The organism is Glutamicibacter sp. MNS18 (assembly GCF_026107515.2).
Taxonomy (GTDB): domain Bacteria; phylum Actinomycetota; class Actinomycetes; order Actinomycetales; family Micrococcaceae; genus Glutamicibacter.
Map to the genome: position 1 here is coordinate 96,369 of NZ_JAPCHW010000005.1, position 20,707 is coordinate 117,075.

Below are 20,707 nucleotides of genomic sequence, written 5' to 3' on the forward strand. Positions count from 1 at the left end.
GCAGAAATCTAGGTCAGACCTGATGGCTAGGATACGAGCGTAGGCGCCTAATGGGGGCTCGCCGACGGGGAGGAAATCGAAATCATGAAGAAAGTAACCAAGGCAACAATTGCCGCTGCCGCTGCAGGCGCATTGTTGTTGGGCGGCGCTGGGACTCTGGCGCTGTGGTCTGATAGTACAGCTATTAATGCGGGACCAGTAAGCACCGGGCACCTGACTTTGGGTGTTTCAGCCGGACCGGTTGTTTGGTCAGACATCAGTGATCCTGAAAATCCTGGATCGTTCGATCCGGCTGTGGACAAGATCGTTCCAGGAGACACCGTGACATTCAGCAAGAACGTCACGATTTCCGCAGTGGGCAAGAATCTTGCCGGAGAGCTAGAAGTCAACACCAACGAGGTAGTACCTGCCGAGCTCTCGGACTTTGTTGACATCGAGATCGATGTTGACGCATCAGCAGACGGACTAACCGTGGATGGCGATGTCATCTCCTTCGAAAATCCTGGAGACTACGAGATTCCAGTGACGGTCACTGTCGATTTTGCCGAAGGTGATACCGGAGAGACACCACGCTCCACCATGAATCAAGACATTGTTCTAGGCGATTTCGTACTGACTTTGAATCAGGTCCGCTAGGGCCTGATCAAGCTGGTTTCCATATGCTTAAACCGCTAAAAGCCGCCATTGCAGCGGCCGTGCTTTTGGTGCTATTCATGAGTGCCCAAGCTACGGCCGCTCTTTGGCGTGCCGAGGAAACTATCAACGTGGGTGCCGTCTCGACTGGCAGCCTGAATATGCATGCCGGGAACGGCACAACATCTCAGCAGGACTATGAATTCAACGAACTCGACGGCAGCAACCTGGTACCCGGAGAATTCGTTCAAGCACCACTGACCATCACCAACGCCGGTACTACTGATCTGGAGTACAACTTGACCGGAGCCAGTGCGTTGCCGGACTCACCAACCCCAGCGGACGTTGCCTTGGCTGATTCAAGCGTCTTGACTATCGGCACCGATAGGAGTGCTGAAGAATGCTCCATGGGTACCGAACAAGTGGCACCCCTGTTTCAAGGCCCTGCCAGTTCAGGAGCAACGTTAGGTGATGCTCGTCGGCTGGTAGCCTCAGGTGACGGAGCTTCTTTTGAGGTTTTGTGTGTCCGCGTTGAAGTCGCTGCCGATGCTCCACAATCCGCAGCTGGCGGTCAAATGCGGTTGGTGCTGAACTTCACGGGGCAACAGCGATGAGCGCATTGACGCGAGCCCAACTGCGGCGTGAACGTGAAAATACGGGCGTGCTGTGGTGGATCGGCCAAATCACATCATGGTTGGTCCTATTGATCGTCCTGGCTTTAGTAGCCATCATGATAGTCGTTCCCCGCATAGGTGGCGCCATGCCGTATACGGTACTGACCGGTTCTATGCGTCCGAGTCTTCCGCCGGGTGCCTTGATTGTAGTGCGCCCGGTTGATCCCAACGGAATTCGCACCGGAGACGTGGTGACCTATCAGCTTAGATCTGGTGAACCTGCAGTAGTGACGCATCGTGTCACCGGGGTCGGTGCGACGGCTGGCGGAGAACGGCGTTTTACGCTTCGCGGAGACGCCAACAACACTGCTGATCCACCCGTTCGACCTGAGCAGATCCGCGGACAGCTCTGGTATTCAGTACCCTATCTTGGCTACCTGAACTCGGCGATTAGCGGGCAGCAACGGACATGGCTGACTTGGATCGCGGTGACTGGACTCTTGTCCTACGCTGCAGTGATGCTCGTAGGGGCTTGGCGAGACAAGCAGCGAGGGGAGCGGCTATGATCTCGCGTCGTATTCTGACTATCGTGCTCGCGGCCTCTCTGGGGCTACTTTCGTTGAGTAATATTCCGGATGCAAGCGCTTCTTCGGCTGAACAGGGCGATAGAGGACTGGCATTCAGCACTGATGGCGTCCAGTTTTCCCCCACTCCGCCTCGGTTGTTCAATGATGCCCAGTCGTTAGTCCCCGGTGAAGAGATCCATGCAGTGTTATGGGTGCGTAATTTGCAGGATCATTCGGTGAAGGTTTCCCTGGAGACAACCCAGCCGGATGAGGAATTCGGGGTTGTCCTCGGGCCCGTATTCGCAGGTGAGAAGATTCTGGAGTCGAACCAAGCTGTTTCACTCATCGTACGTGCGTGGCTACCCATTGAAGCGGGCAATGAAACCCAAAACCGGACTTCGGACGGATTGAAGGTGGTCGTCCATGCGGTTGATGCCCGTCCTCTGGGAGTCGATCCTGAGGAATCGGATGAACCATGGGCGGAAGATGACAAGCAGCCCCCTGATGAACTGCCCGAAACAGGCTTTGAAGGTGTGATTCTGTTGATCGCTTTGGGTGCGCTGGGCCTTGGTGGCTGGATTTCCTTCACCATGTGGCGTCGTCCCCGCGTTGAGGGCACAAGTGAGGGAGCTCCAAATGAGCAGTAGGCGAAGTATGCAAGTCAAAGCCCTCCTATCCTTGGGAATCCTCTTGGGTTTTGGTGCGGTTTCGACCATGGCGTCTTGGACCGGAACGGCAACATCAACCTCGACTATCAGCGCGGCTACAGTTGCACTGGCGATCGGCGATAGCGAACCGCTGGACAGCGTTACCTACGAACTAGGTATGGCAACGATGGAGTGGTTTCCCGGAATGCGTCAAGCAGAGACCGTTGCATTAAAGAATATTGGAACTGTGGACTCCCCATACAGCATAGGTGGTTCTATGGGTGCTGGTGAGTTAGGGCTAGCAATGGAAATCTCTGTACACCCCGGTGGAACGGTCTCCGATGTATCCGAGACCGTGGTCTCGTGCACCGGAAATGCGGAGTACGTCAAGGCGTCAGGAGAACAATCCTTCACTTCAAGCCAGCAACCAGAAAGTTCATCATTAATGCTGGGAACCTTAGCGGTTGGTGCGAGCGAGACCTTTTGTGTTCAAGCAGAACTGCCCATTGGATCTGCTTCAAGCTTGCAGGGCCAGCAATCATCGATGAATCTAACCTTTACTGCAACCGTGGGGGCATCGTGAGGAAAACTCAAGGGAATGCACAAGAGATTCTCTGTCATCGTGCTTTGCTGAACCTCGGAGCGGTAATGGGCACCGCTTGTTTGGTATTTGCTGCTATCGGTCTGGCATTTGGAATTAAACCGTTGGTTTTCGTCTCAGGTTCAATGGAACCAGGCATTCCCCCCGGTTCGTTGGGAATAGCCGTCTCAACTCCAGCGGAGGAAGTACTAGTCGGTCAAATCGTTTCCGTGAAGCGCGAGGATGGTGAGCGCGTGACACATCGTGTCTTGTCGAATTCGACTTCCGGTTTGGTGCTGAAAGGCGATGCTAATCCGGTAGCGGATCTGCAACCCTATGAGGTTCAGGCAGTTGATCGATTGTTGTTTAGCTTTCCCCTTCTTGGAAAAATAGTGATCTGGCTAAGTCATCCGTGGATCTATTTTGCCGGTGGCATGTTGAGCGCCTATCTTTTGTATATCGCGTTCCTAAGACGAGCAGGTGATGAACGTGTGGATTCCATGCCTGAAGCGAACAAGGATGTTCACTCTTTTCAATCTTCAAGTTCGACTAGAATCGAAAAGTCATCGGCCAGAAGATCCAGGATGACGTCGGGGATGGCACTACTAGTCGTCTTCAGCGCGACGTTGAATCTGTCGACACTAGTAGTTCCCTTTGAGCCAACACATGCGGCATTCAATGCGCAGGCTGAAGCGAATGCTGGGTTTCAAGCAGTTGAGTTGTTAGGACCTGAATCTGTCGCGTGCGCCAGGCTGCCTGGTGATGCACAAACTGTCGAGATCGGGTGGATGCCACCGCGAGAAATTCCACAAGAAGTTTCAGGTTATAGGGTAACCGTTTCTATCGATGGAAATTCGAGGTCTGAAGTTGTTGACCGTGATGTACTAATCCATACGTTAAGTATGAGGACGAGTAATTCAGGGTTATTAAACGCAGTGCTGGGTCTAGTGGGCGCTTTGGTCAATCTTCTAGTCGGATATAGTCATACTGCTGACGTAAGTATTGTGGCACTCTATTCGAGCGGATGGGAATCAAAGCCGGTTCCATACAAGATTCATGCCAACTATCCAGGACTTCTAGTCAGTGGATCTAGGCAGATCACATGCGTGGGTTAGTCCTGCTCTGCAAGATGCGGATGCGCATTGGAGCCGAGGCTAGACTCGCGGACCTGGCTGGTGGCTGGATTGGGAAGTCATTGATCCAGAGAATTCAGCCCAGACAGAATCAATGCTATTCCGTAAGCGAATGTAGTTTTTGCGCGGTGTTCGGTTTTTAGGCCTTGTAAGAGCGCTTCGCTGAACGCCCCTGAGATTTCCGCATCCGCAGCCCAGACCTGCTGGGGTGCCGCCGCATCCAATGCCGACCCCAGGACGAAGGAATCGATGATCGTGATTGCCCGCAGCCGTGCCGCGGGCTCGAATCCCGCTCCGGCAAGGACTTCGGCCAGTGCATCATAGATCCGCAAGGTCGTGCGGTCCCGAACGGTATGGCTGGTGAACAAGGGAATCAGCCGGGGGTGACGGGAATATGATTCGAAGTAGGACGTGGCAATTACCCTGACGATGTCTCGCCAGTCGCCGTCCAGGCGTTCAGGTAGCCTGACCGCCGACATCGCTTGTCCGCGCATCAGTTCAATGATGTCGTCTTTGCCGCCCACGTGGTTGTAGAGCGAGGAGGCCGAGACGCTGAGCGACTTTGCCAGTTGGGGAATGGTGAATTCACCCTGTTTGTCGACCAGTTCCAGCGCGGCTTCGGCAATGATGTGACTGCTGAGCTTGGGTGTGGAAGGCCGTGCCATGATCGACTCCTGTTTTTACGTAGCTTGACTAGAGCATACCCGAAGTAAACGAATTCGGTTCGTTAAAACCCTTGTGCCACTCGTCAATCTTCCCTATCCTGAAAACGAATCACATTCGTTATTTAGGTCACAAGAGGAAAATGATCATGAGGGAAATACTTGCCTTGACCCCACCGGCCTCACCGGCGAGGGCTGCAGCGCCGGAGCGAGGCACCATCACGATTGCCGCGGTGCAACATCGCTGGCACGGGAACGCGGCCGAGACATGTGCCGAACTGGCTGACGGGATCGCCAAGGCCGCCGGGCACGGGGCGCAGGTAGTCTTCCTGCCGGAGCTCACCCTGAGCCGCTACCCCGCCTTCGAGAAACCGGAACCAGGCCTGGCCGACACCACCGCCGAGGAACTGCTGAGCGGACCCACCTTCCGCTTCGCCGCCGAACAGGCCGCCCACCACGGCATCCATGTCCACATCTCCCTGTTCCGCAAGAGCGAGGGAGCCGACGGGCTGGGTCTGAATACGGCGATCGTGGTCTCCCCGGAGGGCGAGCTGGTGGCCGCCACCAACAAACTGCACATTCCGCGGACCGCCGGATACTACGAACACACATACTTTCGCGAAGGCCCCAACCAGGACCCGTACCCGGTCCACGAATTGGCCGGCGTTCCGGGGTTGCGCCTGGGCCTGCCGACCTGCTGGGACGAATGGTTCAGCGAGCCGCCACGGATCTACTCGCTCGCCGGTGCCGATCTGCTGGCCTACCCCACCGCCATCGGGTCGGAGCCCGAGCATCCCGATTTCGACACCGAGCCATTGTGGCGCCAGACCATCGTGGGCAACGGGATAGCCAACGGACTGTTCATGGTGGTACCCAACCGCTGGGGAACCGAGGGAGAGCTGACATTCTACGGATCCTCGTTCATCTCGGATCCCTACGGGAGAATCCTGGCCCGGGCACCACGCGATGAATCCGCGGTCCTGGTCGCCACCCTGGACCTGGACGCACGACGGGACTGGCTGACCCTCTTTCCCTTCCTGCGCACCCGCCGACCGGATACCTACGGTGCACTGGTTGAGGCCCGCCGGACCACCGGCCTCGGCGAGGCGGTGAAGACCAGTGCCTGAATACACCATGCCCGCGGAGACCTCTGCACACGAACGGATCTTCATGGCATTTCCAACCCGCGGTTACACGCTGGGGGATACGGAAGCGGAAGCCGAAGCTGCCCGCACCGCCTGGGCCAATGTCGCCCGGGCGATAGCACGGTTCACCCCGGTGACCCTGATCGTGGACCCGTCCGCCGAGGCCGAAGCTCGCCGGCACTTGGGTGACACGGTGCACTATGAGCTGCGCGAACTGGACGATGCGTGGATGCGCGACATCGGCCCGACCTTCGTGCGCCAGGCAGACGGAGGATTGGCGGCGGTTGACTGGAACTTCAATGGATGGGGCGCCCAGTCGTGGGCCAGCTGGGGGAAGGACTCGAAAATCGCCGCCGAAGTGGCCGAGCTTGCCGGGGTTCCGCGTCTTGGCGCGTCGATCACCAACGAGGGAGGCGGGATCCATGTGGACGGGGCGGGGACCGTGCTCGCCACGCGCAGCGTCCAGCTGGATCCCGGACGCAACCCCGGCAAAACCGCGTCGGAGATCGAAACGGAATTTGCCCGACTGCTCGGGACGGAGAAGGTGATTTGGCTCCAGCGCGGGCTGAGCCGTGACAACGAGGAATTCGGGACCCGAGGACATGTGGACATCACGGCCTGCTTTGCCGCCCCAGGGGTGGTGCTCTACCACGACCAGCGCGATCCCTCCCATCCGGACCACGGGATCTCCGCGGAAATCCGCCAGATGCTGGAATCAGCCACCGACGCCCGCGGGCGACACCTGGAACTGGTTCCGGTGCCGGCTCCCTCCGTCTTGCGCGACACGGACGGTTGGGTTGACTACTCCTACATCAACCACCTGGTCACCAATGGCGGGGTGATCGCCTGCACCTTTGACGATCCACAGGATGCCGAGGCCCTGCAAATCCTGGCAGAAGCCTACCCCGGGCGTGAAGTCGTGGGCGTGGACGCCCGTGAACTGTTCGCACGCGGTGGCGGCATCCATTGCATTACCCAGCAACTTCCGGTGAAACATCATGAGCGCGCCAGCAGCCACCGGTAGCCGCACCGCTGTCAAGGGCAGCGGAAAGGGACTGCGATCAGGTCAGATCGGGTTGATGACCGCGACGGTGATCGGTGTATCGACCATCGCCCCGGCCTATGTCATCACCAGTACCCTGGGACCCACCGCACAAGTGGTGGACACCCACCTGCCGGCGATCTTCCTGATCGGCTTTTTGCCGATGTTCCTGGTGGCCATGGGGTACCGCGAGCTGAACCGGGCCATGCCCGATAACGGCACCACCTTCACCTGGGTGTGGAGGGCCTTCGGCCCGCGGGCCGGATGGATGGGCGGCTGGGGTCTGCTGGCGGCCAATATCATCGTGCTGTCCAACCTGGCCGGGGTGGCAGTGGATTTCTTCTACCTGTTCCTTGCCCAACTGACCGGCAGTCCGCACCTGGCGGAACTTGCCGCCAACCCCTGGGTCAACGTGGCCACCTGCCTGGTCTTCATGTTGGTAGCCACCGGGGTTTCGGTTCGCGGCCTGCAGGCTTCGGGCAAGGTGCAGTACCTGCTGGTCGGCTTCCAGTTGCTGGTGTTGGGATGGTTCATCACCGCGGCGATGTCCACGGGCATCCCCGCCGCACAGGTCAGCCTGGAATGGTTCAACCCGATGGGCATTGATTCGTTCTCGGCCCTTGCCGTGGGGCTGAGCCTATCGATCTTCGCCTTCTGGGGCTGGGACGTGTGCCTGACCATGAACGAGGAAACCAGGCACGGGGAACGGACCAGTGGTCTGGCTGCGGGAATCACCGCGTTGGTGGTGCTGGCACTCTACCTGCTGGCTGCCGTGGCGGCCACCGTGTTTGCCGGGGTGGGTACCGAGGGAGTGGGTCTTGGCAATGCCGAGAACGCGGGAAACATCTTTGCGGTGCTTGCCTCGCCGGTCATGGGGCCGGCAGCGATCCTGCTCTCGCTGGCCACCCTGTCCAGCTGTGCCGCCTCCTTGCAGTCCACGATGATTTCCCCGGCCCGCTCCCTGCTGGCCATGGGACACCATGGGGCGATACCCGAAGCCTTTACCCGGCTGCATCCGCGGTTCGGTACCCCGGCCTTCTCCACGGTGGTCGCAGCGTTGCTCTCCACCGGCTTTTACGCGATGATGCGCTTCGTTTCGATGAATGTCCTGAACGACACGATTCTGGCGTTGGGCCTGATGATCTGTTTCTACTACGGGATCACCGCTTTCGCCTGTGTCTGGTACTTCCGGAAGACCCTGCGCGGTTCACTTCGCCACCTGCTGCTTCGGGGGATCGCTCCTTTCCTGGGCGGGGTCGCCCTCAGCGCCGTGTTCGTGCAGACGGTGTTCGATTCCCTGGATCCCGGGTACGGGTCGGGGACGCATCTGGGCGGGCTGGGACTGGTGTTCCTGGTTGGTGCCGGTATCCTGCTTGCCGGGGCCCTCTTCCTCATTGGGGCCCGGAAACGCCGTCCACGGTTCTTCGGATCCAGTTCGAGAACCAGTGCGGCAGACATCATCGACTGAACCCGCCCAGGGCAATGCCCCTGCCCGGGCGAAGCGGTGCCGATGAAACGGTAGGGTAGCGTTGAATGGGCGCCAGTGATTGCGCCGCGCAACCAAAGCAGGAGGGCTTCCCTTTGATCGACACCGTTGGCATCAGCGCCTTGATCGCGCTGGTTGCAGCGACCTTCGTCGGTGCCTCCACCCAACGGATCAGCGGTATGGGATTCGCGCTGGTGTCCTCCCCGTTCCTGGTCATGGTGCTCGGACCCCATCAGGGGGTGATGCTGGTCAACTTCCTGGGCTGTTGCAGCAGCTTCTTGATCCTGGTGCAGATCTACAAGCAGATCGAGTTCCGCAAGGTTCTGCTGGTACTGGCTCCGGCCGTGGTCATGACGATCCCCGGGGCCTGGGTGGCGGCAAGGATCGGAGGCCCGGCCCTGTCCATCGCCATCTCCGTGATGGTGGTCCTCGCCCTGGGAAGCAGTTTCCTGTTGCGCAATCTCAAATCCTCCCAAGGCAAGGGCCTGGCCGTCGGCGCCGGGGCCGTGTCCGGGTTCATGTCGGTGACCGCCGGGGTCTCCGGCCCGGCCATCGCCGCCTATGCGGTGGCCAGCCGTTGGCCCCAGGCGAAGTTCGCGATCTCAGTCCAGCTGTACTTTTTTGTGCTGTCCCTCGCCTCGTTGCTGGCCAAGGGCGGGATGCCGCAATTGCACTGGATCCAGTGGACCGGGTGTCTTGTCGCCATGGTCTGCGGCATCCTGCTGGGCAACTGGTTGGCCCCTAAGATCCCGCATAAGTTCAGTCGCGCCTTCGTAGTGGTCATCGCGTTCATCGGTGCCCTGTCCCTGATGGCCAGTGGAATCATGGAGCTGGCCGCATAGACCCGGCCAGTGGATAGATGGATCCTGCGGCGGGACCAGCTGGCTAGCCGGTTGCCTGTCATACCCATCAACCCTGAGTCTATCGATTCGCGGTTATTCGGATCCAACAGTGGCGGTTCGTGGATCCCCGGTGGCTGGCCTTTGGCCAGGATGTCCGGGACGGTTGGTGCGAGTTCAAGAACAAGGTGAGTCATCGTGTAACTGAAGCACCCCCGAAACCGGCTCCAGCTTCATCGCGGAATTCCCTTCACCGGCTGGGTCCCGGCCGATATCGCGGCACGTCGTGCCAGCGCTATGCCGGATGTGAAGCAGGAACGGCACCTTGGCTTGAGCCGAGGCGGGAGTACATGTACATGTCCCTACGTTGCCCACCGACGTCCTGCCAGCTGCGCAGCAGCCCTTCGCGGGTGTAGCCACAGCGCTCCGCAGCTCGCCAGGAACCTTCGTTCCACGGTTCGACGTAGAGTTCCAGCCGGTGTATTCCGGACAGGTTGAGCCCCCACCGTGAGATGGCATCCAGGGCAACGGAGATAATTCCCTTGTTTCGATGGCGAGGTCCAACCCAGTATCCGATCCTGGCGCGGACTTGTTCGGCGTTTTTCAACCACAGTCCGATGTGGCCCAGTGCTTGATCGGAGCCTGCATCCGCGACAGCGAAGGAATATCCGGATCGCTCCACAAGCCGACGGCGCTGCCCGAGGATGTACTTGCTGATTTCATCGTCAGTACCGTTGCCTGGCACAGTCGTGATCAGAGGTATCAGCGGGTCAAGCGATGCCTCTCGAACCAATCCGGCGTCCTTTGTTTCGAATGGGCGCGGCCGATAGTCCACGGCATCCAAGACAGATTGGTTCAGGGGCTCCATGTACAAAGCCTAACTGGGCAAGGTGGTGGAGATGTCGGGAAGGGGCCATCGGCCGGCGGGCCACCCGAACGTGCCAGGCGCCGGCTGCACCATGAATCCGTCCCGGGGCACTGCGCAGCGAAACGATTCCTTCCTGCCTGGGAGCTAGCCGGTATCCCAGGCCGGCAGGGCCTGGAAATGATCCAGCTCCGCTTGCATCGTGTTGGCTGTGGCCTGCAGGGCCGGCAGGAACCGGTGGATCGGGACCTGGTGGTCCGTGGGGCGCATCAGATCCAGTGCGCAGATGATCCGCTGCTGGTGGTGTACCGGGACGGCGAGTACTTCGACTTCTTCGGGAATACGGTGGGTTGTGTGGGCGAATCCGTCCGACTTGATCTGCGACAATGCCGACTTCAGCCGTGCCGGAGCCGTCGGCTCCTTCGGCTGCGTGTCCGCTTCCACCCGGGAAAGGTAGGTCTCCTGCAACCAGGGCGGGGCATGGGCCAGCAGGGTCTTGCCCATGGCGGTCAGATCCAACCTGAGCCGGCTGCCAACCCGCGTCAGTCTCGGGGTTTCGACCTGCCCGTAACACCGCTCGGAAATCCGCACCTCGTCTCCTTCGCGTAGCCCCAGGGATACCGTATGCCCGGTGACTGCGCAGAGTTCCTCCAGATGAGGCAGGAAAAGCTGGCGCATCGAGGACGTCCCGGTGGATGCCAAAGCGGTTAGCCGGCCGCCCAGATGCAGCCCGCCGTTCTTGTCCCGTTCCAGGGCTCCCCAGTCGATCAATTCGCCGATAATCCGGTGGGTGGTGCTCAACGGGACCTGTGCGTATTCGGCCAGTTCCTGCACCGAAACCGGGGGGTTGAGGGACTCGAAGGCCGACATGATGCCCAGGGCCTTCGAGATGACCGAGCGCCCCGGCTGTGCCGCTTGTCCGACCACAATGCTCCCTCCAATCCGCTTTTCTCCAATCACCATACTATCTTCTGGTCTCCAAGGGGCGGGCCGAAGGCCGAAAATGGCACAATGTACGGGTGGAGGAAGACGTGAGAACACATACCCGACGGTCGCCCGGGGTGGAGCTGGATATCGAGCGCCACGCGCTCTGGACCGGGTTGATCTGCTCGGTGCTGGGCTTAGGCGTGGGACTACTGCTGTTCTCCGGGGAGCAACCGGCGCTCTATGGCGGGCTGTCGGTGGGGTCCGTGGCCGCCGTGGCCGGCGGTACCGCTGCCGCGGGCAGCAGCGCATGGGGTTACAAGTACCTGTTGGTTCGTCGTGAGCCGTGGTTGGCCCGCTTGCCTGTCTGGCGCTGGCTGCTGACCTCCTTTTCGCTGATCCTGGTGCATGCGGCTATCGCGGTGATGGGGCTGAGTGTTTTCTTCCATTTGATGCAACGTTCCTTCCTGGGATTGCGGCTGGACCTCTTTGCCGGGAGCGCACTGGTAGCGGTGGCTACCGGGGTCAGCGCCTATATCGCCATGGAAGCCACTGCCCGGACCACTGCGCAGACCCTGTCCGTGGTGCTGGGCGGGTTCATGGTTGCCGGGATCATGCTCAGCATGCTGGTGGCCGAGGACCCGGTGTGGTGGCAGACCATGTTCTCCACCCTGGGCACCTTCGATAGCGGGGTGTTGTCCTTCTGGACCTTCAACACCACCTTGCTGGTCACCGGCCTGGTGCTGGCCACCTTCAGCGAGTTCCTGCTGCGGGACCTGGTGCAGCTGGCGCGAGCCCATGCCCGTCGGGCCACCGCGCGTGGCCAGAAACGCTCGCGGATCTTCCGGCCGCGCCCACGAGTGGTCCGCGGCTGCCTGCTGGTGGTTGCCGGCGGGGTGATGCTGGCGGCCGTGGTGCCGGTGAATACCCTGGGTGATCTGCATGCCAGCGGTGTCTGGCTCGCCGCAGGGGCGCTGATCATCCTCTTGGGCGGTTCGGTGTTCCTCTTCCCGGGCTTCCCCGTCATCTTCCACCTGCTTTCGCTCAGCGCGCTGGGTGGCATGTGGTTGGCGTTGCTGCTCTGGCTGGAGTGGGACTACTTCAATCTCACCGGTTTCGAATTGGCCGCCGTGGCGATCCTCTTCGGCTGGATCAGCGCCTTCATCCGGACCACCGCGGCCATGCTTGACGTGGTGGAGGAGAAGATGGAAGCCGAGGAACAGGTTGCGGCTGCCAGGCAGGCGCAACGCCAGGCAGAGGGACTCTGATCGATCCCGGAAGCAAGGAGGCAAGGTGGCGTCCGGCCCCTGTCCCCTCTGGGAGTTCGCGCCGTACTCTTTACCGGTGGACAACCTGCACATAGGCTCGACCCATGCCGGTCATGCTCAGAACCATCCAAACGGCCCTGCCGCCCACCGTCCTGCACCAGCCCGAGGTCAGGGATGTCTTCGCGGCGCAACCGGGACTGACCCGGCTGGGACAGCGGCTCATCGCGACCTCCTTCGACTCCGCGGATATCGACACCCGGTACACCGTGGTCGACGAATTCAACACCGCAGCCCCGCGACCCGACGAGCCGGTGTTCTACGATGCGGGACGCAACGAGCTGCTGAGCCCGGGGACCAGGAAACGTAACGAGATCTACGCCCAGCAGGCATCGGCGCTGTTCCTCGAATCGGCGCGCAAGGCCCTGGAAGCCTGCCCCGATCTTGGCCCGGAGGATGTCACCCATCTGGTGACGGTTTCCTGCACCGGGTTCTACAACCCCGGACCGGATTACCAGATCGTGCGGGAACTGGGTCTGCGACCCTCCACCTGGCGCTACCACCTGGGGTTCATGGGGTGCTACGCGGCGTTCCCGGGGCTGCGTGCCGCCGCCGACTTCTGCCGTGCCGATCCGAACGCGGTGGTCCTGGTGGTCTGCGCGGAACTGTGCACCTTGCATGTGCATTCGTCGAACAACCCGGACACGATCATGGGCTCGGCACTCTTCGCCGACGGAGCCGCCGCCGCAGTGGTGACCGGCCGCGACCACGGCGCCCCTGGATTGCGGCTGGACGCCTTCGAAACCACGTTGACCCCGGTGGGGGAGGACTCCATGGCCTGGAACATCGGGGATGAGGGGTTCGAGATGGTATTGGGAACCTATGTCCCGCACATCATCGACGAGCACATCACCGGCGCCCTGGAGCCGCTGCTGGCCCACGACCCGCAGGCCACCAGGAGATTTGCCGACATCCCGTTGTGGGGGATCCATCCCGGGGGCCGGTCCATCCTGGACAGGGTGCAGAAACGTCTCGGACTCAGCGACAGCCAACTGGAACCGGCCCGTCACGTGCTACGCAACTACGGGAACATGTCCAGCGTCACCGTGCTCTTTGTGCTCCAGCGGATCATGGAGCAGAATCTTGCGGGCCTGGCACCGGAAGGAAAACAGGTCTGTTCCATGGCCTTCGGGCCGGGGCTGACCGTCGAAAGCGCGCTGATGACCCTGCTACCCGGGCACGAATCGGAGACATAGTGCGCAGGTGGGACGAGGCCATCGAGGACATGGACAAGCCGGATTGTGATCCGGCGCTGCTGGAGCGCACCTATGCCCAGTTCCCGATGGTCAACCGGCTGTTTTCCGGGTGGCGTGGACTGTACACGGAAAGGATCAGGCCGGTGCTGCCCGGCGACCGCACGGCGCGGATCCTGGATATCGGTTGTGGCGGCGGGGACATCGCCCTGGCGCTGGCCCGGTGGACGGTGCGGGACGGGCTCGATGCCCGCATACTGGGGATCGACCCGGATGAGCGCGCCTGGCAGTACGCCACAGGCCGTGCCGCACGGGCCGCTCTTCCCGAGGGGCGGCTGGAATTCCGCCAGGCGTTCAGCCACGAGCTGCTGGCCGAACCCGGGCGCTACGATGTGGTGATCTCCAACCACCTGATCCACCATCTGTCCCCGCAAGAGCTGGAGGGGTTGTGGCAGGACTCCAGCTCGCTGGCCGGCCGACTGGTGCTGCACTCGGATATCCGCCGCAGCCGCGTGGCATCGGTGCTCTTCGGCACGATCAGCCTGCCGTTGGCCGGGACATCGCTGATCCGTCGCGACGGGCTGATCTCGATCCATCGCAGCTACACCCCGGTGGAACTGGCGCATCGGCTCCCCGCAGGCTGGCGGGTGGAGACCGGTGGCAGGTTCCGGAACCTGGCCGTCTTCGAACCGGCCGCGGAGAAACCATGATCGATGTCCTGGTCGTCGGGGCCGGACCCAGCGGGCTGAGCACGGCGATCCTGCTGATCAAGGGCGGGCTCAGGGTGCGGGTCATCGAGAAGCGCCGCGGTATCAGCGGGCATTCACGGGCCATTGGCATCCACCCGCCGGGCCTTGAGGTGTTGGATGCGGTGGGGATCGGGGAACAGGTCGCTGCCCGGGCAGTGAGGATCCGGGATGGCGTGGGGATCTCCAATGGCAGGGTTGTCGGCCGGATGGACTTCTCGCAGGTCCCCAGCCGGCACCGGTACATCGCCAGCCTGCCGCAGAACGAGACGCTGGCCCTGCTGCGCCACCGGTTGCTGGTGCTGGACCCACGGGCGCTGCAAGAAGACGCCCGATATCTGGGCCACCGGATGGCACCGGATCAGCACACGGTCCAGGTGCGGCTCGAGTCCGGTAGCCCGGCGCGCTCGCCGGAAACCGTCTGTGCGCGCTGGCTGATTGGTGCCGATGGGGCCACATCAGCGGTACGCCACGGGCTGCGGATACCCTTTGCCGGGCGTGAACTGCCTGACCGCTATGTCATGGGGGACTACCCCGACACCACCGATTTCGGCGATACCGCGGCCTTGTTCCTGCACCCGGAGGGGATCATCGAGTCCTTCCCGCTGCCCGGCGGGCTGCGGCGTTGGGTCGCCCGCCAAGGTACCGGTAGCGCAGCCGGGCTGGCAACACTGGTCCGGGAGCGGGCCGGGTACCTTCTGGACGATAGCCAGCTCACCATGTCCGGCGAGTTCGGTACCGCGAACCGGCAGGTGTCCTCCATGGTGCACCGGCGGACGGTGCTCATCGGCGATGCCGCCCATGAGGTGAGCCCGATTGGTGGACAGGGTATGACCCTGGGTTTGCTGGATGCGGCGGAACTGGCCGGAATCCTCAGCACCCCACCGGGGGTGCAGCAACTCCTCTGGCCCGGGTTCGAACGGCGCAGGCTGGCCGCATCACGTCGTGCCGGCCGCCAGGCCCACCTGAATATGGTGTTGGGTCGCCCCCTGCCAAAGTGGGTAGTCCCGGCCCGGGACCTGCTGCTTGGTTCCCTTGCCGGAAGCGCCGGTATCAATTCGGCCGTGGCACGCACTTTCACGATGACCAACGGCCGCCGCCAATGACCCAACCGCAGATGCCTGCACCGCGTGCGGCAACTCACCGCCCATTACCAGTGAATGCATGGAACAATGGAAAAGATGACTTCTATCGACGCCACCCCACTTTCCGCCGCCGAGCGCAAGGTCCTGCGCACCGAGCAGGCCGCAGCCCAGCGTGCCCAGCAGCTGCGCATTTCGCAGTCCCGTGCCAAGGCCGAGGGGCGCACCCAGGTGGTACCCACCGCCGAAGGGTGGAAGCAGGAGATGGGCGCCGACGGACGCCCGGAACTCCAGTTCTCCACCAAGCGCCGGGTCTCCCAACCGCCCACCCACCTTGCCGACCTGTCCCTGGCCGAACGCCAGGCCAAGCTGAAGGAGATGGGGCTGCAGGCGTTCCGTGCCAAGCAGCTGTCGGTGCACTACTTCCAGCACTACACCACCGATCCGGCGAAGATGAGCGATCTGCCCAAGAACGGCCGCGAAGAGCTGGTCGAGGCGATGTTCCCGACGCTGCTGACCGAGGTCAAGCGGCTGACCACCGATGACGGGACGACCGTCAAGTTCCTCTGGCGCCTGTTCGACGGCTCGCTGGTCGAATCCGTGCTGATGCGCTACCCGAACCGCATCACCCTGTGCATCTCCTCGCAATGCGGCTGCGGCATGAACTGCCCGTTCTGCGCCACCGGCCAGGCGGGCCTGACCCGCAACATGTCCACCGCGGAGATCCTGGACCAGATCATCCAGGCCAACCGGGTCATCGCCGAAGGCGGCCTGGGCGGGCAGAAGCACCCGGACGAGCGTGTGGGCAATATCGTGTTCATGGGCATGGGTGAGCCGCTGGCCAACTACAAGCGCGTCATGAACGCCGTGCACCGCATGGTCGCCGACGCCCCCGAGGGCCTGGGCATGAGTGCCCGCGGCATCACCGTCTCCACCGTCGGCCTGGTCCCGGCAATCCGTAAGCTGGCCGACGAGAACGTCCCGGTGACCTTCGCCCTGTCCCTGCACGCCCCCGACGACGAACTGCGTGATGAGCTGATCCCGGTGAACTCGCGGTGGAAGGCTGACGAGGCATTGGATGCCGCCTTCGACTACTACGTGAAGACCGGACGCCGGGTGTCGATCGAGTACGCGCTGATCAAGGACATGAACGACCATGAATGGCGTGCCGAGCTGTTGGCCAGGAAGCTCAATGAGCGCGGCCGGGGCTGGGTGCACGTGAACCCGATCCCGCTCAACCCGGTCCCGGGATCCATCTGGACCCGCAGCGAACCGGACATTACGTCCAAGTTCGTGCGGCGCCTCGATGAGCTGGGGGTACCCACCACGCTGCGTGATACCCGCGGCAAGGAAATCGACGGTGCCTGCGGCCAGCTGGCCGCCGATGGGGATAAATAGAAGACGCTGCAGTTAGACCCCGACCAGTCACGAAAGTAATGCGGAGTGTGACTTGTCCGGATCAATCGTGAGAACCTATCGGGAGTTTGATCTACAGCTGGGAACCCGCCGGAGGACATGAAATTTATGCGCTCGTGTGCGTGTGGAAGTGCCGCTTTGGCCCTAATGGTGAATTATCGCGGACAGCTATTGCTTTCTCGTGCGCGTGGAGCGAATCATAGCTAATGAACACGGGACTAAAAGACCAAATCACGTCAGTATTGACGCGTCGTTAAAGCGTATGCTCAACTCGTGACAAGTAGTAAGTGCTCAGCTGATGCGTGAACCGCTGGAGTCTCGTGGAATGAGCGAGGGTAGCGACTTTCGTACACTTGGCTCCTTACTTGGGTGAACAATCATATCCACCGCGTTGGCTGCCATTTGGTCGAATGGAAGTCTGACGGATGTCAATGGAACCGGCAACATCGAAGCGAGTGGAAGGTCGTTGTAGCCGACCAGTGCTAAGTCTTTACCTACTGTGATGTCCAGCCGGTAGGCCGCACTCATGACGCCTATTGCCAAATTGTCGCTGGCTGCAAAGATTGCGGTAGGACGATTTCCCTGTGAAAGCATGGACGTACCGGTTTCCATTCCATTGGCGATATCGTATCCGGTACTGGCGAACCAATTCTCCTGTAGATCTAGCCCCGCCTCAATCAGGGCATTCTGCGCACCTTTACGTCGCGCGATACCAGTGGAGGTATACGACGGACCTACGATTATCCCAATGTCGCGGTGACCGAGATCAATGAGGTGTCGGACTGCGAGGTAACCTCCCATCTCATCATCGCCAATAGCCGAGGGGCTAATACCATCGGTTCGGAGCACCAGTGCATGAGGCAAGTTTTTGCGCCGAAAAGTCTTGGAAAGCTCGTCGTCGACGCGCGCATTTGCCAGAATGATTCCATCTACATTCTTGTCAAGAAGTGAGTCAACAGCGACTTGCTGCCCGGCCGGGTCGTCGCCCGTGGTGGCCACCATGGCAAAGTATCCTCGACTGGAAGCAGCTTCTTCGATGGACTCGAAAATCAGCCCCATAGCCACATCCCGAAGGCGGGGGACTAAAACTCCCAAGGTGCGGGTTTGCCCTCGGCGCAGGTTCGAAGCGAAAGAATTGCGCCGGTATCCCAACTCGGCAGCAACTTTTCTTACATGCTCAGCAGTTGCCGAACGAGAAGGCGTTCCGCGGTCATCCAGCGCACGGCTGGCCGTAGAGATGCTAACGCCGCTGGCCGCGGCAACATCTCTTAATGTTACCGGGGCGCTCGGTTCGCTCAATTTCATCGTGGTTCTCCTGTTTCAGAGGCTTGGTTAATACTCTAGCCACTAAATATTCTGTGACCCTATTGACAGTCAGCGGTGATCCACGAAACAATGAAAACGTTCCCGCAAACGTTATCAAAGCGGGTCTGAACAATACAGACGGAGGAATACTATGACCATCGATCTACGTGGACTCGTCCCAGCGCCGGTGACACCTTTCAATCGCGATGGAAGTGTCGATGTTGAAGCGATCAATCGACTTGGCGGCTGGCTGGCAAGCATTGACGGTGTCAAAGGCCTAGTCGTCCTGGGTCATGCAGGTGAAGGAACTTTCCTTACCCAGGATGAACAGGCATTGGTCATCCGTAGCTTCCGCGAAGCGGTCAACGACCAGATTCCGATCATCGCCGGAATTACCGGTGAAGGGAATACCGTTGCGGCTCTGGAGGCACAGCGCGCAGTCGAAGCCGGGGCTTCTGCCGGATTGGTGTATCCCTCGCACGGATGGCTGCGCTTCGGCTACCAGGATGGCGCCCCACAAACCCGATACCGGGAAATCTACGAGACCAGTGGCTTGCCGTTGATCCTATTCCAATACCCTGACGTTACTAAGGCAACGTACAATCTGGAAACTCAGCTGGAGATCGCGGGCCAGGAAGGCGTCTTTGCGACCAAGAACGGCGTGCGCAACATGAAACGGTGGGACACTGAGATTCCAGTGCTCCGCAAGACCTACCCTGATCTGCAGATTCTCACTTGCCACGATGAGTACCTGCTGCACACCATGTTCGACGTTGACGGGGCCCTCGTTGGATACGGTGGGTTGGCTCCGGAACCGTTGATCGAGCTGATCGATGCAGGCAAGGCGAAAGACTACGAAGCAGCCCGGGCCATCCATGACCGTTTACTGCCCGTGACGAAGAACGTTTACCACCGCGGCTCGCATATGGAAGGCACCGTGGCGCTCAAGCAAGGTCTGGTCGCCAGAGGCATTCTCGATCATGCCACCGTACGCCCTCCTCTGCTTCCGCTGGCTGAAGGTGCGGATAAGGAAATCGCCCATGCGCTTCAGTCCGCTAACCTCGGAAATGTTGCTGCCAACGTTTAGCAGATATAAGGCACGTTGGGTAGCCGTATTCGGCTGCCCAACGTGTCTTACCTTTAGAAACCGGATTTAAGGCCGTTCCAGATAGATTGAAGTCCAAAAGGAGGCCCTCCCGTGGCCAAGCCGAACAATACCCATACCGCGCTGGGGACTAACAACGTGTTTTCGCAAGAGCAATATAGTGCAGGACCTTCGAGGAAGAAACGCACATTCCTAGGCTATCTGGCCCTTATGGGGCCCGCCTTCGTAGTCGGGGCATGGCAGTTCGGCCCAGGTAACTTGACTACAGCGGTGCAGGCAGGCGGTCAATTCAGTTATTCCTTGGTCTGGGTCATAGTTATATCGACAATACTGATGATCTTCTTTGCGGATATGAGTGTCCGACTGGGAATATGCTCTCCAGTGTCCCTGATCTCCTCAATCAAGGACCATTTGGGCAACTGGGTGGGTAGGCTCGCAGGGTTTGGAGTCTTCGGCATTACGCTCATGTTCTCAGTCGGTAACGCGGTTGGATCCGGATTAGGCCTCTCCATGGTTTTCGGTGGTTCTCCGGCTGTCTGGACCGTAGTGTGCACACTGGCAGTGGGTGCTGTGGTGGTGTTCAAGAATGTCTACGGAATCGTCGAACGCGCCCTATTGGTGATCGTCCTGCTGATGGGTGCATCGTTTATTGCGAGTGCTATTGTTGCCCAACCCGACTGGTATCTGGCGATGGAGGGTCTGGTTCCGCAGTTGCCTCCTGGAAGTGAGATCCTTGTTGTTGCGCTCGTGGGCACGAACTTCTCCATCAATGCTGCCTTCTACACCTCATACGGTATTAAGGAGAACCAGCGAACCAAAGAAGACTACCGGGACATTACTCTGGTAGATACGATTCCAGGAATCGTCGCACCAGGGATTATGACCGGATTGGTGATTATGGTTGCCGCCGCCGTATTAGGAAAGACCGGCGCAGAAGCAGGAACAATCAACGCATTGGCTTCTGTGTTCGAACCGCTGGCAGGTCCGATAGGGAGCATCGTATTCGCACTAGGGCTGTCCTGTGCGGCGTTCTCTTCGATGATCGCCAACGCGACTGCAGGTGGAACAATGATCTCAGATGCGCTCGGTCGTGGATCTGGCGCCAGCTCGGTGATGGCCAAGACCTTTTTCGCAGTAATCCTCACTTTCGGGGTCATCGTCACGTTGGTTTTCCAAGGTTCGCCGGTGGTGCTGATTGTTGTGGCTCAATCGCTTACTGTGCTGATTGCTCCGCTGCTTGGCTTTCTGATCTTCATCATGGCCAATCGGAGGTCCTTGATGGGGTCCTTGCGTAACAGGTGGTGGCATAACACCTTCGGAATTATCGGGTTGCTGGCGATTCTGGCACTGTCCATGCGACTCATGTGGACTTTCGTCGCATGACTCAACCCTTCAGTCA

General features: G+C 60.3%; 21 protein-coding genes. 17 read left to right on the top strand and 4 right to left on the bottom strand.

The features are described 5' to 3' along the window. The first annotated feature begins 84 nt into the window (after positions 1-84). The 6 genes from OK351_RS08200 to OK351_RS08220 are packed head-to-tail and all read left to right on the top strand — an operon-like array spanning position 85 to position 4,155. Complete coding sequence (locus tag OK351_RS08200) at positions 85-636, top strand: alternate-type signal peptide domain-containing protein (RefSeq protein ID WP_265157765.1); 552 nt, start codon at positions 85-87, stop codon at positions 634-636. A 23-nt stretch (positions 637-659) separates the two neighbouring features. Further along, positions 660-1,247 carry a hypothetical protein gene (locus tag OK351_RS08205; RefSeq protein WP_265157767.1) on the top strand — a complete coding sequence of 196 codons (588 nt, stop codon included), beginning with the start codon at positions 660-662 and terminating at the stop codon, positions 1,245-1,247. Further along, entirely contained in the window at positions 1,244-1,813 is a 570-nt protein-coding gene (locus OK351_RS17940; RefSeq protein ID WP_371931402.1) for a signal peptidase I, read from the top strand. Before OK351_RS08205 ends, OK351_RS17940 begins: the two co-directional genes overlap by 4 nt. Then, positions 1,810-2,460, top strand: coding sequence for a hypothetical protein (locus OK351_RS08210; protein ID WP_265157769.1), 651 nt, complete (start codon positions 1,810-1,812; stop codon positions 2,458-2,460). The genes OK351_RS17940 and OK351_RS08210 overlap by 4 nt, the downstream gene beginning before the upstream one ends. Before the next feature lie 7 nt (positions 2,461-2,467). Beyond that, the gene (locus tag OK351_RS08215; RefSeq protein ID WP_265157771.1) at positions 2,468-3,043 is read left to right on the top strand and encodes a hypothetical protein; all 576 of its coding nucleotides are present in this window, start codon (positions 2,468-2,470) and stop codon (positions 3,041-3,043) included. Continuing rightward, the gene (locus OK351_RS08220) at positions 3,040-4,155 is read left to right on the top strand and encodes a S24/S26 family peptidase (RefSeq protein ID WP_265157773.1); all 1,116 of its coding nucleotides are present in this window, start codon (positions 3,040-3,042) and stop codon (positions 4,153-4,155) included. The genes OK351_RS08215 and OK351_RS08220 overlap by 4 nt, the downstream gene beginning before the upstream one ends. A gap of 77 nt (positions 4,156-4,232) precedes the next feature. On the opposite strand, the gene OK351_RS08225 is transcribed toward OK351_RS08220, so the two are convergent. Further along, positions 4,233-4,838, bottom strand: coding sequence for a TetR/AcrR family transcriptional regulator (locus OK351_RS08225; RefSeq protein ID WP_265157775.1), 606 nt, complete (start codon positions 4,836-4,838; stop codon positions 4,233-4,235). Between the two features lie 146 nt (positions 4,839-4,984). Here OK351_RS08225 and OK351_RS08230 point away from each other — a divergent pair, with 146 nt between their 5' ends. From OK351_RS08230 to OK351_RS08245, 4 genes are all read left to right on the top strand, one after another. Next, positions 4,985-5,962: a nitrilase-related carbon-nitrogen hydrolase gene (locus OK351_RS08230; RefSeq protein ID WP_265157776.1), complete on the top strand. Its 978-nt coding sequence runs from the start codon at positions 4,985-4,987 to the stop codon at positions 5,960-5,962. 7 nt (positions 5,963-5,969) lie between these two features. Then, positions 5,970-7,004 carry an agmatine deiminase family protein gene (locus OK351_RS08235; protein WP_265158378.1) on the top strand — a complete coding sequence of 345 codons (1,035 nt, stop codon included), beginning with the start codon at positions 5,970-5,972 and terminating at the stop codon, positions 7,002-7,004. Further along, complete coding sequence (locus tag OK351_RS08240) at positions 6,979-8,490, top strand: APC family permease (RefSeq protein WP_265157778.1); 1,512 nt, start codon at positions 6,979-6,981, stop codon at positions 8,488-8,490. Before OK351_RS08235 ends, OK351_RS08240 begins: the two co-directional genes overlap by 26 nt. 65 nt (positions 8,491-8,555) lie before the next feature. After that, on the top strand, positions 8,556-9,350 hold the full coding sequence (locus OK351_RS08245) for a sulfite exporter TauE/SafE family protein (protein WP_265157780.1): 795 nt from the start codon (positions 8,556-8,558) through the stop codon (positions 9,348-9,350). A gap of 292 nt (positions 9,351-9,642) precedes the next feature. On the opposite strand, the gene OK351_RS08250 is transcribed toward OK351_RS08245, so the two are convergent. Then, positions 9,643-10,215: a GNAT family N-acetyltransferase gene (locus tag OK351_RS08250; protein WP_265157782.1), complete on the bottom strand. Its 573-nt coding sequence runs from the start codon at positions 10,213-10,215 to the stop codon at positions 9,643-9,645. A 144-nt stretch (positions 10,216-10,359) separates the two neighbouring features. Then, positions 10,360-11,175 carry an IclR family transcriptional regulator gene (locus tag OK351_RS08255; protein ID WP_265157784.1) on the bottom strand — a complete coding sequence of 272 codons (816 nt, stop codon included), beginning with the start codon at positions 11,173-11,175 and terminating at the stop codon, positions 10,360-10,362. Positions 11,176-11,243: 68 nt separating this feature from the next. On the opposite strand from OK351_RS08255, the gene OK351_RS08260 reads away from it, so the two are divergent. The 5 genes from OK351_RS08260 to rlmN all read left to right on the top strand — a co-directional run bounded on the left by OK351_RS08260 (position 11,244) and on the right by rlmN (position 16,880). After that, a complete protein-coding gene (locus OK351_RS08260; RefSeq protein ID WP_265157786.1) occupies positions 11,244-12,404 on the top strand; it encodes a hypothetical protein in 1,161 nt (386 codons plus the stop codon). Between the two features lie 104 nt (positions 12,405-12,508). Continuing rightward, the gene (locus OK351_RS08265; RefSeq protein ID WP_265157788.1) at positions 12,509-13,657 is read left to right on the top strand and encodes a type III polyketide synthase; all 1,149 of its coding nucleotides are present in this window, start codon (positions 12,509-12,511) and stop codon (positions 13,655-13,657) included. After that, entirely contained in the window at positions 13,657-14,364 is a 708-nt protein-coding gene (locus tag OK351_RS08270; RefSeq protein WP_265157790.1) for a methyltransferase domain-containing protein, read from the top strand. Before OK351_RS08265 ends, OK351_RS08270 begins: the two co-directional genes overlap by 1 nt. Then, positions 14,361-15,506 carry an FAD-dependent oxidoreductase gene (locus tag OK351_RS08275; RefSeq protein WP_265157792.1) on the top strand — a complete coding sequence of 382 codons (1,146 nt, stop codon included), beginning with the start codon at positions 14,361-14,363 and terminating at the stop codon, positions 15,504-15,506. Before OK351_RS08270 ends, OK351_RS08275 begins: the two co-directional genes overlap by 4 nt. A 75-nt stretch (positions 15,507-15,581) precedes the next feature. After that, the gene (rlmN, locus tag OK351_RS08280; RefSeq protein WP_265157794.1) at positions 15,582-16,880 is read left to right on the top strand and encodes a dual-specificity RNA methyltransferase RlmN; all 1,299 of its coding nucleotides are present in this window, start codon (positions 15,582-15,584) and stop codon (positions 16,878-16,880) included. Positions 16,881-17,189: 309 nt separating this feature from the next. On the opposite strand, the gene OK351_RS08285 is transcribed toward rlmN, so the two are convergent. Then, positions 17,190-18,203: a LacI family DNA-binding transcriptional regulator gene (locus OK351_RS08285; protein WP_265157796.1), complete on the bottom strand. Its 1,014-nt coding sequence runs from the start codon at positions 18,201-18,203 to the stop codon at positions 17,190-17,192. 151 nt (positions 18,204-18,354) lie between these two features. Here OK351_RS08285 and OK351_RS08290 point away from each other — a divergent pair, with 151 nt between their 5' ends. Together OK351_RS08290 and OK351_RS08295 are read left to right on the top strand one after the other, a co-directional pair. Continuing rightward, positions 18,355-19,290, top strand: a complete 936-nt coding sequence (locus OK351_RS08290) for a dihydrodipicolinate synthase family protein (RefSeq protein WP_265157798.1) — start codon at positions 18,355-18,357, stop codon at positions 19,288-19,290. 111 nt (positions 19,291-19,401) lie between these two features. Further along, the gene (locus tag OK351_RS08295; protein WP_306349476.1) at positions 19,402-20,691 is read left to right on the top strand and encodes an Nramp family divalent metal transporter; all 1,290 of its coding nucleotides are present in this window, start codon (positions 19,402-19,404) and stop codon (positions 20,689-20,691) included. Positions 20,692-20,707: the final 16 nt, after the last annotated feature.